Source organism: Pseudomonas sp. BMS12 (assembly GCF_001592875.1).
Lineage (GTDB): Bacteria > Pseudomonadota > Gammaproteobacteria > Pseudomonadales > Pseudomonadaceae > Aquipseudomonas.
Map to the genome: position 1 here is coordinate 221,461 of NZ_LSOF01000009.1, position 13,303 is coordinate 234,763.

At 61.6% G+C, this 13,303-nt stretch carries 11 protein-coding genes; 1 reads left to right on the plus strand and 10 read right to left on the minus strand.

Annotation, left to right across the window (positions count from 1 at the left end; all coding sequences use genetic code 11):
- Positions 1-2 precede the first annotated feature (2 nt).
- From tpiA to ftsH, 4 genes are all read right to left on the minus strand, one after another.
- A complete protein-coding gene (gene tpiA / locus AYB31_RS10150) occupies positions 3-758 on the minus strand; it encodes a triose-phosphate isomerase (protein WP_068828259.1) in 756 nt (251 codons plus the stop codon).
- A 66-nt stretch (positions 759-824) separates the two neighbouring features.
- The gene (gene glmM / locus AYB31_RS10155) at positions 825-2,162 is read right to left on the minus strand and encodes a phosphoglucosamine mutase (protein WP_068828261.1); all 1,338 of its coding nucleotides are present in this window, start codon (positions 2,160-2,162) and stop codon (positions 825-827) included.
- Between the two features lie 15 nt (positions 2,163-2,177).
- Positions 2,178-3,029 carry a dihydropteroate synthase gene (gene folP, locus AYB31_RS10160; protein WP_068828263.1) on the minus strand — a complete coding sequence of 284 codons (852 nt, stop codon included), beginning with the start codon at positions 3,027-3,029 and terminating at the stop codon, positions 2,178-2,180.
- Between the two features lie 9 nt (positions 3,030-3,038).
- A complete protein-coding gene (gene ftsH, locus AYB31_RS10165; RefSeq protein WP_068828265.1) occupies positions 3,039-4,946 on the minus strand; it encodes an ATP-dependent zinc metalloprotease FtsH in 1,908 nt (635 codons plus the stop codon).
- A 560-nt stretch (positions 4,947-5,506) separates the two neighbouring features.
- On the opposite strand from ftsH, the gene yhbY reads away from it, so the two are divergent.
- Positions 5,507-5,818 carry a ribosome assembly RNA-binding protein YhbY gene (gene yhbY / locus AYB31_RS10170; RefSeq protein ID WP_068828267.1) on the plus strand — a complete coding sequence of 104 codons (312 nt, stop codon included), beginning with the start codon at positions 5,507-5,509 and terminating at the stop codon, positions 5,816-5,818.
- 13 nt (positions 5,819-5,831) lie between these two features.
- On the opposite strand, the gene AYB31_RS10175 is transcribed toward yhbY, so the two are convergent.
- The 6 genes from AYB31_RS10175 to dnaJ form a co-directional block, all read right to left on the minus strand.
- A complete protein-coding gene (locus AYB31_RS10175; protein ID WP_068828321.1) occupies positions 5,832-6,233 on the minus strand; it encodes a DUF4149 domain-containing protein in 402 nt (133 codons plus the stop codon).
- Between the two features lie 10 nt (positions 6,234-6,243).
- Positions 6,244-6,720 (minus strand): transcription elongation factor GreA, encoded by a 477-nt coding sequence (greA, locus tag AYB31_RS10180; RefSeq protein WP_068828269.1) that lies wholly within the window; start codon positions 6,718-6,720, stop codon positions 6,244-6,246.
- Positions 6,717-9,938 (minus strand): carbamoyl-phosphate synthase large subunit, encoded by a 3,222-nt coding sequence (gene carB, locus AYB31_RS10185; protein WP_068828270.1) that lies wholly within the window; start codon positions 9,936-9,938, stop codon positions 6,717-6,719. The genes greA and carB overlap by 4 nt, the downstream gene beginning before the upstream one ends.
- 36 nt (positions 9,939-9,974) lie before the next feature.
- Complete coding sequence (gene carA, locus AYB31_RS10190) at positions 9,975-11,111, minus strand: glutamine-hydrolyzing carbamoyl-phosphate synthase small subunit (protein WP_068828272.1); 1,137 nt, start codon at positions 11,109-11,111, stop codon at positions 9,975-9,977.
- 185 nt (positions 11,112-11,296) lie between these two features.
- Positions 11,297-12,100, minus strand: a complete 804-nt coding sequence (dapB, locus tag AYB31_RS10195; protein WP_068828273.1) for a 4-hydroxy-tetrahydrodipicolinate reductase — start codon at positions 12,098-12,100, stop codon at positions 11,297-11,299.
- 10 nt (positions 12,101-12,110) lie between these two features.
- The gene (dnaJ, locus tag AYB31_RS10200) at positions 12,111-13,238 is read right to left on the minus strand and encodes a molecular chaperone DnaJ (protein ID WP_068828275.1); all 1,128 of its coding nucleotides are present in this window, start codon (positions 13,236-13,238) and stop codon (positions 12,111-12,113) included.
- Between the last annotated feature and the right edge of the window lie 65 nt (positions 13,239-13,303).

A 13,303-nucleotide genomic window follows, 5' to 3' on the forward strand; every position in this document is an offset into this window, starting at 1 on the left:
CTTCAGCTTCCTGCGGCGCGACAGATCGCACCGAACTCATCCGCATTCAAGGAGGCCCCACCAATGAGCCCCCCATCGATATCCGGCATACCGAACAGCTCGGCAGCATTGGCAGCCTTGACACTACCGCCATACAGAATTCTTACACCGCGTGCCACTTCTGCACTCTCAGCAGCCAGCTGCGCACGAATTGCCGCGTGCACTTCCTGAGCCTGCTGCGGCGACGCCGTCAGGCCGGTACCGATAGCCCAAACTGGCTCGTAAGCCACCACCGCCTGAGCGAAAGCACCGACACCCAACTCTTCGATCACACTGCCCAACTGAGCAGAAACCACCTCAAGAGTTCGACCCGCCTGACGCTGCTCCAGAGTCTCACCAATGCACAGCACCGGCACCAGACCACAGGATTGCGCAGCAGCAAACTTGCGACTTACCTGCTCATCCCGCTCACCCAAAATCAGGCGACGTTCCGAGTGCCCAACCAGCACGAGACTACAACCAGCATCCGCCAGCTGACTCGGCGCTATTTCGCCGGTCAACGCACCCTGCACGGGCTCAACCGCACAGTTCTGCGCACCAACCGAAATTGCCTTGCCTTCCATGCCGACCAGCACCTGACCGATGTACAGGCAAGGCGGCATCACTGCCACTTCGACGCCGGCAGGCAGGGCCAATTGACGCAAGCCTTTGATCAGCTCTGCGACGCTGGCGCGGGTACCGTGCATTTTCCAGTTACCAGCTACCAGGGGGCGACGCATGCCAGACCTCGTCGTTCAAAGTGGGCGCAGATGTTACCCAAGAGCTTATGCACTAGCAAGCCGAAATCAGGCACAGAGATCACTGACGACTCGGGCCAGCTCCTCGGCATAGCCCCGCACCATACTCTCGTCATCACCTTCCACCATTACCCGCACCAATGGCTCGGTACCGGACTTGCGTAGCAGCACCCGCCCACGCCCGGCCATCCGTTCGGTAATGCTGGCGCAAGCATCCTTGACAGCGACAGCCTCAAGCGGATCGACATCACCCGCCAAACGCACATTAATCAGGACCTGCGGACATTTGCGCAGCGCCAGGCGCGCCTGCGCCAGCGTTTCACCACTGCGCTTGAGGGCCATCAGCACCTGCAACGCAGCAATGACCGCATCACCAGTGGTGGTGTGCTGGAAGCACACGAGGTGCCCGGAGTTTTCCCCACCCAACTGCCACTCCCGTCCCTGCAGCTCAGCCATTACATAACGATCACCGACCTTGGCGCGCACGAAAGGCACCTGCAACTCGGCGAGCGCCAGCTCCAGCCCAAGATTGCTCATCAAGGTACCAACCACGCCGCCCTGCAACTTGCCACGCTGCTTCAGATCGCGCGCAATGATGTACAGCAACTCATCGCCATCAACCACAGCGCCAGTGTGGTCGACCATCAACACCCGGTCACCGTCACCGTCGAAGGCGATCCCCAGGTCAGCCTGCTGCGCCAATACCTCGGCCTGCAGCGATTCGACATGAGTAGAACCGCAGCTGTCATTGATATTCAGGCCATTGGGCTGCGCCGCCAGCACCGAAACCTGGGCACCCAGCTCGCGGAACACACTGGGAGCGACCTTGTAGGTAGCCCCATGAGCACAGTCCAGCACCACCTTGAGTCCGGCAAAGCTGGTGTGATTGGGTACGCTGCCCTTGCAGAACTCGATATAGCGCCCCGCCGCATCATTGATGCGGGTGACCTTGCCAAGCTGCTCGGACTCAACCACCGTCATCGGCTGATCGAGCAGCTCCTCGATCATCAATTCGATTTCATCCGGCAGCTTGGTTCCGAATCCGGAAAAGAACTTGAATCCGTTGTCATGATGCGGATTGTGCGAAGCACTGATCACGATCCCCGCCTCGGCCTGAAAGGTTCGGGTCAGGTAGGCAACAGCGGGAGTCGGCATAGGCCCAAGAAGCATCACGTCAGCACCCGCCGCCAACAGTCCGGCCTCCAGCGCCGACTCGAACATGTAGCCAGAGATGCGCGTGTCCTTCCCGATCAGGATCCGGCACTTGCCCTGCTTGCGAAAGGCCATGCCAGCCGCCCAGCCCAACTTGAGAATGAACTCAGGCGTGATGGGGAACTGACCAACGCGACCACGGATACCATCCGTGCCGAAATACTTTCTGCTCATGGCGACTCCAAATTCTTATTTTGCAGACTGCACTGCGGCAATCATGCGAACGGCATCGACGGTTTCGGCCACATCGTGAACCCGCAAAATGCAAGCCCCCTTGGCCACCGCCAACGCAGCCAGTGCCAACCCGCCGGCAAGGCGCTCGTGCACCTCACGCCCCAGCACCTGCCCGATCATGCTCTTGCGCGAAACCCCGACCAGCAGAGGGCGCCTCAGCTCATGCAGCACGTCCAGATGCCGAAACAGGCTCAGATTGTGATCGAGGGTCTTGGCAAAACCGAACCCAGGATCGAGCACGATACGTTCCAACGGAATACCTGCTGCGACACAGACAGCCATGCGCTGCGCAAGGAAATCACGCACTTCGACCACCACATCGTCGTACTGCGGATCCTGCTGCATGGTGCCGGGCTCGCCAAGCATATGCATCAGACACACCGGCAAACCACTATCGGCAGCCGCTTCCAGAGCCCCATCACGGCGCAGGGCCCGCACATCGTTGATCAAACCGGCACCCAGGCGCGCACCTTCATGCATTACCGCAGGCGTTGAGGTATCCAGGGAAATAACCACATCCAGTTCGGCCGCGATAGCCTCGACCACCGGCGCGACACGCTCCAGCTCCTCGACCGGAGAAACCGCACGCGCACCAGGACGCGTCGATTCGCCACCCACATCAATCAGGGTCGCCCCCGCAGCCACCATCTCAACAGCATGCCGAAGGGCCGCGTCGCGAGCAGCGAAACGACCACCATCGGAGAAAGAGTCTGGAGTGACATTGAGAATACCCATCACCTGCGGATGGGTCAGATCAAGCACCCGGCCGCCACATGACAGCCGGGACGGGTATTGCACGACAGTCATGGGCCAGCCTTAGTGCTCGCCCGCCGGACCGCCGATTGGACTTTGCGGACGCTCGGCCTCTTCCTTCGACGCCGGAGGAGTACCCGAACCATCCTGCCAGTCCCGCGGCTCACGCGGATCGCGCCCAGACATGATGTCGTCGATCTGGTCGGCGTCGATGGTTTCGTACTTCATCAGCGCGTCAGCCATCATGTCCAGCTTGTCGCGATTCTCTTCCAGCAAACGCTTTGCAGTGCCATAGCAGCCGTCGATGATGCTGCGCACCTCCTCGTCGATCGCCTTGGCTGTCTCACCGGAAACATTGGTGTGCTGACTTCCGGCACTGCGACCAAGGAACACTTCCCCCTCTTCTTCCGCGTACATCAGCGGACCGAGCTTCTCGGACAAGCCCCACTTGGTCACCATGTTCCGCGCCAGATGAGTCGCACGCATGATGTCGTTGGAGGCACCGGTGGTAACTCCATCGAACCCCAGCGTCATCTCTTCGGCAATACGACCACCAAACAGGGAGCAGATCTGACTGATCAGCGCACGTTTGGACAGGCTGTAGCGATCTTCCTCCGGCAGGAACATGGTTACGCCGAGCGCACGCCCACGCGGAATGATCGATACCTTGTAAACCGGATCATGTTCGGGCACCAGTCGACCGACAATGGCATGACCTGCCTCGTGATAAGCCGTATTGAGCTTTTCCTTCTCGGACATGACCATGGATTTGCGCTCGGCACCCATCATGATCTTGTCTTTGGCCAGCTCGAATTCCTTCATTTCCACCAGACGCTTGCTGGAACGGGCCGCGAACAGCGAAGCCTCGTTGACCAGGTTGGCCAGGTCGGCGCCGGAGAAGCCTGGGGTACCGCGCGCAATCACCGCCGGCTCGACATTGTCGCCAACCGGCACCTTGCGCATGTGCACTTTCAGAATCTGCTCACGGCCACGAATATCTGGCAAACCAACTACCACCTGGCGGTCGAAACGACCTGGCCGCAGCAACGCGGGGTCGAGCACATCCGGGCGGTTGGTGGCGGCAATGACGATGATGCCATCGTTCATTTCGAAGCCATCCATCTCTACCAGCAACTGGTTGAGCGTCTGCTCACGTTCGTCGTGACCACCACCTAGGCCAGCACCACGATGGCGACCAACGGCGTCGATCTCGTCGATGAAGATGATGCAGGGGGCGTGTTTCTTGGCCTGCTCGAACATATCGCGCACGCGAGAGGCGCCGACACCGACGAACATTTCCACGAAATCGGAACCGGAGATGGTGAAGAACGGCACCTTAGCCTCGCCGGCAATGGCCTTGGCCAGCAAGGTCTTGCCGGTGCCGGGCGGACCGACCATCAGCACACCACGAGGAATCCGGCCACCCAGGCGCTGGAACTTGCCCGGATCGCGCAGGAACTCGACCAGCTCACCCACTTCTTCCTTGGCCTCGTCGCAACCCGCGACGTCAGCCAGAGTAGTCTTGACCTGATCCTCGGACAGCAAACGCGCCTTGCTCTTGCCGAAGCTCATCGGCCCGCCGCGGCCACCGCCGCCGCCCTGCATCTGGCGCATGAAGAACATGAACACGGCGATAATCACCAGGATCGGGAAGCTGGCCACCAGCAGCTGGGTCCAGATGCTCTGGCGCTCCGGCTGCTTGCCGACGATCTCGACGTTGTTGTCGATCAGGTCCTTGATCAGGCCACGGTCTTCGATAGCCGGACGAACGGTCTCGAAACTGGTGCCATCCAGATTCTGCCCGCTGATGATGTAGCCATCGACGGTGACCTGTTTGACCTTGCCACCCTGCACCTGCTGGATGAACTCGGAGTAGTTCAGCTTGCCGGAGTCACTCGGGCTGGAGAAGTTGTTCATCACCGTGACCAGTACGGCTGCAATGATCAGCCACAGGATCAGGTTCTTTGCCATGTCGTTCAATTCGCTACCCTCTGAAGCAAGCCCCGTCCTGAAACGCGCTTCGCGTGACGGCTGGCATGGATACCAACCTAACTTACTACACAACACCCGCAGCAGGCAGGAGCCGTCTGTAACCCTTTATGAGGCCTCGGTACTCTGATCGAGCGACGCTACTGCAGTTCCAGTCTAGGCGCCGCGAAATCCGCCAGCCAGCACCACCCTGAAACGACAGGACCCAGCCGTATCGGCACTCACATGGTACATATTGGGCCTATATCGGAAATCACAAGGCCCGCATGACGATCACCGACGCCCCTCTCAGGGTAAAACCTCGATCAATCGCAACACTCAACAGGCAACGAAGTGTCCTTTAAAGCCGTGCAATCCAGCCTTGTAACGAACCCCGGAGCTCTTCGCCCGAACAGATATGCTGATAGATGGGCGTTACCGAGGCGGCTCGGGTAAACTACGCCGTTTTTACACTTCAGAAACCGGCACGCCGGCACATGGGAAGCGGACTGCGCTTCACCAGGCGCCCTGGCGACAGGGTTTCTCAGCAACAGGGTCAGATTATGGCGCTTACCAACGAACAGAAGAAACACTTCAAATCTATCGGCCACCACCTGAAACCGGTATTGATCGTGGCAGAGAACGGCCTGACTGAAGGCGTACTCGCCGAGCTGGAGCGCGCCCTCAACGATCACGAGCTGATCAAGGTGCAATTCCGCCTGACCGAGCGCGACGATCGCCGCGCCCTGATCGACGAACTGGCCGCCGCCGGCCGCTGCGAGCTGATTCAGGTCATCGGCAAGATGGCACTGATCTACCGCAAGAACCCCAAGCCGAACAAGAACCTCTCGAACATCCACCGCTATCAGGCCTGATAGCGGCTGCGCCTTACTCGCCCCGCTGCCCCGGCAGCGGCTGCAGAACCAGCACCAGGCCGCACAGAGCCACCACCATATAGTTGAACAGCAGCCAGCGCGCGGCATCCGGCTGCCAGTGGCTGACGGCGAAGAACACCAGCGCCATCACCACCACCACCAGCAACAACTGCCCGCGCATGTCCTGCCAAAGGCTGCGCAGCCCTTCGGCCTGCACCAGTACCACGGCTTGCAGCAAGGCACAGAAGGCGGCAAAGCCAATCAGCAGTGGCCCCAGCAGCCCACCAATCTCCTCGATCAGCAAGGGCGCCAGCCCAAGTTTCTCCAGTGCCGGCAGCATGACGAAATGCAGCAGCCACAGGCCGCCGACCCAGAACGTCTGGGCCAGCTGCCAACTGATAGCCCCTGCGCGCAGGGACTGGCGCTTAAAGATGACGGACTTCGACAATCTCGTACTCGACCAGGCCGCTTGGCGTCTGCACGGCGACCACGTCGCCCTCTTCCTTGCCCACCAGGGCGCGGGCGATGGGCGAGCCCACGGAAATCTTGCCGCGCTTGATGTCCGCCTCGTCCTCACCCACGATCTGATAGGTCACGCTTTCATCGGTATCGCAGTTGGCAATCTCAACTGTGGTACCGAAGATCACCTTGCCGGTATGGGCGATGGTGGTGACGTCGATGACCACCGCATTCTGCAGACGACCTTCGATATCACGGATACGCGCCTCGACCATACCCTGCTGCTCGCGGGCGGCATGGTATTCGGCGTTTTCCTTGAGGTCGCCGAGTTCACGGGCCTCACCGATATCCTGACTGAGCTTGGGACGAACGACCTTGGACAGGTGTGCCAGTTCCTCTTCCAGAGCGCGAGCGCCCTGGACGGTCATGGGGTATTTATTCATGCCTTGATTCCTGCATGCAGATCCTGCAACCGGCGCACGGTCTTCTCGGGACCGAATTTGAGCGCCTCGCAGATCGCCTGCCCCGCCGCGATGGTGGTGGTGCAGTAGATCTTGTGCTGCAGAGCGTTACGACGAATGGAGTAGGAGTCAGCGATGGACTGACGACCTTCGGTAGTGTTGATGATCAGAGTGACTTCGTCATTCTTGATCATGTCGACCACGTGCGGACGGCCTTCGGTCACCTTGTTGACCCGGCGTACCGGCAGGCCGGCAGCCTCGATGACACGGGCGGTACCTGCTGTAGCAACGACTTCGAAGCCCAGCCCGACGAGGTCGCGAGCCACCTGCACGGCCTGCTCTTTATCATCCTCGCGCACGCTGATGAAAGCGCAGCCGCTGTTCGGCAGGATTTCGCTGGCACCCAGCTGAGCCTTGGCGAAGGCTTCGCCGAAGCTGTCGCCGACACCCATCACCTCACCGGTTGACTTCATCTCTGGGCCGAGGATCGGGTCGACGCCCGGGAACTTGGCGAACGGGAACACCGCTTCCTTGACGCTGAAGTACGGCGGGATGATTTCCTTGGCGTAGCCTGCCTCAGCCAGCGACTTGCCGGCCATGACGCGGGCAGCCACCTTGGCCAGCGACTCGCCGACGCACTTGGAAACGAACGGCACGGTACGCGAAGCGCGCGGGTTCACTTCGATGACGAAGATGTCCTCGCCCTGCACGGCCATCTGCACGTTCATCAGGCCGACCACGCCGAGCTCCAGGGCCATTTTCTTGACCTGATCGCGGATCTCGTCCTGGATGTGTGCCGGCAGCGAGTACGGCGGCAGCGAACAGGCGGAGTCGCCAGAGTGCACGCCAGCCTGTTCGATGTGCTGCATGATCGCGCCGATCACCACGGTTTCGCCGTCACACACCGCGTCCACGTCCACTTCGATGGCGCAGTTGAGGAAGTGGTCAAGCAGCACCGGGCTGTCGTTGGAGACCTTCACCGCTTCGCGCATGTAGCGCTTGAGCTCGTCTTCCTGGTAGACGATCTCCATCGCGCGACCGCCCAGCACGTAGGACGGACGCACCACCAGCGGGTAGCCGATATTCTTCGAGTGAGCCAGAGCTTCGTCTTCGCTGCGCGCGGTGGCGTTGGCCGGCTGGCGCAGGCCGAGGCGCTGGACCATCTGCTGGAAGCGCTCGCGGTCTTCGGCGCGGTCGATGGCGTCCGGCGAGGTACCAATGATCGGCACGCCGGCTTCTTCCAGGGCGCGGCAGATCTTCAGCGGGGTCTGCCCGCCGTACTGCACGATCACACCCTTGGGCTGCTCGACGCGGACGATTTCCAGTACGTCCTCCAGAGTCACCGGCTCGAAGTACAGACGGTCGGAAGTGTCGTAGTCGGTGGACACGGTTTCCGGGTTGCAGTTGACCATGATGGTCTCGTAACCGTCTTCACGCATCGCCAGGGCTGCATGTACGCAGCAGTAGTCGAACTCGATACCCTGGCCGATACGATTGGGGCCACCACCAAGAATCATGATCTTGTCGCGAGTCGACGGATTGGCCTCGCACTCTTCCTCATAGGTCGAGTACATGTAGGCGGTGTCGGTGGCGAACTCGGCGGCGCAGGTGTCGACTCGCTTGTACACCGGCAGCACTTTTAGCTTGTGACGGTGGCTGCGCAGGGTCTTCTCGGTCACACCCAGCAGCTTGGCCAGGCGGATGTCGGAGAAGCCCTTGCGCTTGAGCTTGAACATCAGGTCGCGGTCGATGGCCGACAGCGCCTGGGTCTTGATGCGCTCCTCGTCCTTGATCAGGTCCTCGATCTGCACCAGGAACCACTCGTCGATACGGGTCAGGTCGAAGACCTCGGCGACAGTCTTGCCGGCCCGGAAGGCATCGGCCACATACCAGATGCGGTCGGCGCTGGGCACGGTCAGCTCGCGGCGCAGGGTGCTTTCGGCTTCCGGATCGTTCAGTTCGAGCTTCTCGTCGAAACCGGCGACACCGACTTCCAGGCCGCGCAGGGCTTTCTGCAGGGACTCCTGGAAAGTACGACCGATGGCCATGACTTCACCCACGGACTTCATCTGGGTGGTCAGGCGGGCATCGGCCTTGGGGAACTTCTCGAAGGCGAAACGCGGAATCTTGGTCACGACGTAGTCGATGGCCGGTTCGAACGAGGCCGGGGTACGGCCGCCGGTGATGTCGTTGCTCAGCTCGTCGAGGGTGTAGCCCACGGCCAGCTTGGCGGCGATCTTGGCGATCGGGAAGCCGGTGGCCTTGGAGGCCAGCGCCGAGGAGCGCGACACACGCGGGTTCATCTCGATCACGACCATACGCCCGGTGTTCGGGCAGATACCGAACTGCACGTTGGAGCCGCCGGTTTCCACGCCGATCTCGCGCAGCACCGCCAGGGAGGCGTTACGCAGGATCTGGTATTCCTTGTCAGTCAGGGTCTGTGCCGGGGCCACGGTGATCGAGTCGCCGGTGTGCACGCCCATCGGGTCGAAGTTCTCGATGGAGCAGACGATGATGCAGTTGTCCTTCTTGTCGCGGACCACCTCCATCTCGTATTCCTTCCAGCCGATCAGCGATTCATCGATCAGCAGCTCGCTGGTCGGCGACAGATCCAGGCCGCGGGCGCAGATTTCCTCGAACTCTTCACGGTTGTAGGCGATGCCACCACCAGTGCCACCCATGGTGAAGGACGGCCGGATGATGCAGGGGAAGCCGACCTTCTCCAGCACGCCGTAGGCTTCTTCCATGTTGTGGGCGATGCCGGAAACCGGGCAGGCCAGACCGATGTCCTTCATCGCCTTGTCGAAGCGCGAGCGGTCTTCGGCCTTGTCGATGGTGTCGGCGTTGGCGCCGATCATTTCGACGCCGAATTTCTCCAGGATGCCGTGCTTTTCCAGGTCCAGGGCGCAGTTCAGCGCGGTCTGGCCGCCCATGGTCGGCAGCAGGGCGTCCGGGCGCTCCTTCTCGATGATCTTGGCCACGGTGGCCCACTTGATCGGCTCGATGTAGGTGGCGTCGGCCATGGCCGGGTCGGTCATGATGGTGGCCGGGTTGGAGTTCACCAGAATGACGCGGAAACCTTCTTCCTTCAGGGCCTTACAGGCCTGGGCGCCGGAGTAGTCGAACTCGCAGGCCTGGCCGATGACGATGGGGCCGGCGCCGAGGATCAGGATGCTTTTGATGTCTGTACGTTTTGGCATGTTTCTTACTCGAATCCTTGGGTCAGTCGGCGGGGCTTAACGGCGCTTGGCCATGGCTTCGATGAAGCGGTCGAACAAGGGGGCCACGTCGTGCGGGCCGGGGCTGGCTTCCGGGTGACCCTGGAAGCTGAAGGCCGCCTTGTCGGTGCGCTCGATGCCCTGCAGGGTGCCATCGAACAACGACTTGTGGGTGGCGCGCAGGTTAGCCGGCAGGCTCGTCTCATCCACGGCAAAACCGTGGTTCTGGCTGGTGATCATCACCACGCCACTGTCGAGATCCTGCACCGGGTGGTTGGCACCGTGGTGGCCGTGGCCCATCTTCAGGGTCTTGGCACCTGAGGCCAGGGCCAGTAGCTGATGACCGAGGCAGATGCCGAACACCGGAATCTCGGTTTCGAGAATTTCCTTGATCGCAGTGATGGCGTAGTCGCACGGCTCGGGGTCGCCGGGACCGTTGGAGAGGAACACACCGTCCGGATTCAGCGCCAGCACTTCGCTGGCCGGGGTCTGCGCCGGCACCACGGTCAGGCGGCAACCACGGGCAACCAGCATGCGCAGGATGTTGACCTTGACGCCGTAGTCATAGGCGACCACGTGATAAGGCAGCTCGCTGGCGGCGATTTCCGGATGACTGTCGTCCTTCAGATTCCACACACTGGAGCGCCACTCATAACGCTCGGTAGCGCTGACCACCTTGGCCAGGTCCATGCCCTTCAGGCCGGGGAAGCTGCGCGCCAGCTCCAGAGCCTTTTCCTCGGTAGCGTCCTCGCCAGCCAGGATGCAGCCGTTCTGCGAGCCCTTCTCGCGCAGGATGCGGGTCAGGCGGCGGGTGTCGATGCCGGCGATGGCCACGGTACCGTTTTCTTTCAGGTACTCGTCCAGCGGCTGCTTATCACGCCAGTTGCTGGAGATCAGCGGCAGATCGCGAATGATCAGACCGGCAGCCCACACGCGGCTGGACTCGGCGTCTTCCGGCGTGGTGCCGGTGTTGCCGATGTGCGGGTAGGTCAGGGTAACGATTTGCTGGGCATAGGAAGGATCGGTGAGGATTTCCTGATAGCCGGTCATGGCCGTGTTGAAGACGACCTCACCAATGGTATGGCCGTCGGCCCCGATGGCTTCGCCGCGGAATATGCTGCCGTCGGCAAGGGCGAGAATGGCTGGCTTAGTCAAGAAGACCTCCCTTAGATCTGGAACTTGCTCAAACGCAGATTGTAAAAAAGCGGGGTGACGTATTGACCGTCACCCCGCTTTTTTATCTGATTCATTCTGCGTTACTTTTAGTGGACACACTAAAGCGGGAAGCTTACAGGAAAGTCCCTTTTCGGTCCACCGCCTGCATGGACCAAAAAGCTATCTCAGCTCAGCCCCAGCACATCCTGCATGTCATAAAGCCCCGCAGGCTGGCTTTGCAGCCACAACGCAGCACGAACAGCGCCCTTGGCGAAGGTCATGCGACTGCTGGCCTTGTGGGTGATTTCCACCCGCTCGCCATCGGCGGCGAACAGCACGGTGTGATCACCGACCACGTCGCCTGCGCGCACCGTGGCAAAACCTATGGTCTCGCGCTCGCGCGCACCGGTCTGACCTTCGCGACCGTAGACCGCAACCTTCTGCAGGTCACGCCCCAGAGCATTGGCCACCACTTCCCCCATACGCAACGCGGTGCCGGATGGCGCATCGACCTTGTGCCGGTGATGCGCCTCGATGATCTCGATATCGACATCATCGCCCAACACACGCGCGGCGGTATCCAGCAGCTTCAGACAGAGGTTGACGCCGACGCTGTAGTTGGCGGCGAAGACGATCGGAACCTGCTTGCTCGCTTCGGCCAGCAGCTGTTTTTCCTCCGGCGTGAAGCCAGTGGTGCCGATGACCATGGCCTTGCCCGCCTGACGGCAGATTTCCAGGTTCTTCAGGGTTACCGAGGGATGGGTGAAGTCGATCAGCACGTCGAACTGGTCGAGCGCCGCCGCCAGATCACCCACCAGGGTCACGCCGATCTTGCCCAGCGCCGCCAGCTCGCCGGCATCGGCACCGATCAGACTGCTGTCCGGGCGGTCGATGGCCGCCGTCAGCTGCGCCCCCTCCGCCTGGCCGACCGCCTCGATCAGAATCTTGCCCATACGCCCGGCGGCGCCCATCACTGCAATACGTCGCATAGCCGATTCCTTAGATGTCGCCGAAGAAGCGCTTCATGCCGTCAAACCAGCCGCTGGCCTTGGGCGAGTGGGAAGTGTCGCCTTCCAGAGACTTGCGGAACTCCGCCAGCAGCTCGCGCTGGCGCTTGTCCAGATTGACCGGTGTTTCCACCGCCACCCGGCACATCAGATCGCCAGCACCGCCACCACGCACCGGCGCCACGCCCTTGCCACGCAAGCGGAACAGCTTGCCGGTCTGCGTTCCTTCCGGGATTTTCAGCTTGACCCGGCCATCCAGGGTCGGCACTTCCAGCTCGCCACCTAGGGCCGCGTCGGCGAAGCTGATCGGCACCTCGCAGTACAGGTGCTTGCCGTCACGCTGGAAGATCGCGTGCTCGCGCACGTTGACCACCACGTAGAGGTCGCCGGCCGGCCCGCCATGGGAACCCGCCTCGCCCTCGCCGGACAGACGAATGCGATCCCCCGTATCGACTCCCGCCGGCACCTTGACCGACAGGGTCTTGCTCTCTTCCACCCGACCCTGGCCATGACAGCTGCCACAGGGGTCGCTGATCATCTTGCCGCTGCCGTGGCAACGCGGGCAGGTCTGCTGCACCGAGAAGAAGCCCTGCTGCATGCGCACCTGGCCGATGCCGCCGCAAGTGGTGCAGGTCACCGGGCTGGTGCCCTTCTTCGCGCCACTGCCATCGCAGGTCTTGCAACCCACCAGGGTCGGCACGCGGATGGTCACGGTGGTGCCGCGCACCGCCTCTTCCAGGTCCAGCTCCAGGGTGTAGCGTAGGTCGCTGCCACGCTGGGCACCGCCACGGGAGCGGCCACCGCCGCCACCGAAAAAGTCGCTGAACACGTCGCCGAATATATCGGAGAAGTTCGCTCCGCCACCGCCAAAACCACCGCCGCCACCCATTTGCGGGTCGACGCCCGCATGGCCGTACTGGTCATAGGCCGAACGCTTGCCGGCATCGGAGAGCACTTCGTAGGCCTCGTTGGCCTCCTTGAATTTCTCTTCCGCGGCCTTGTCGTCCGGGTTGCGGTCGGGGTGGTGCTTCATCGCCAGGCGACGGTAAGCCTTTTTCAGCTCCGCCTCGCTGGCGCCGCGCTCCACACCGAGCACTTCGTAATAGTCACGTTTGGCCATAAATCCTCAACACCTCTGATTCGTCGGCTCCAGACACGCCAACGCGGGAGCATGCCCCCGCGTGG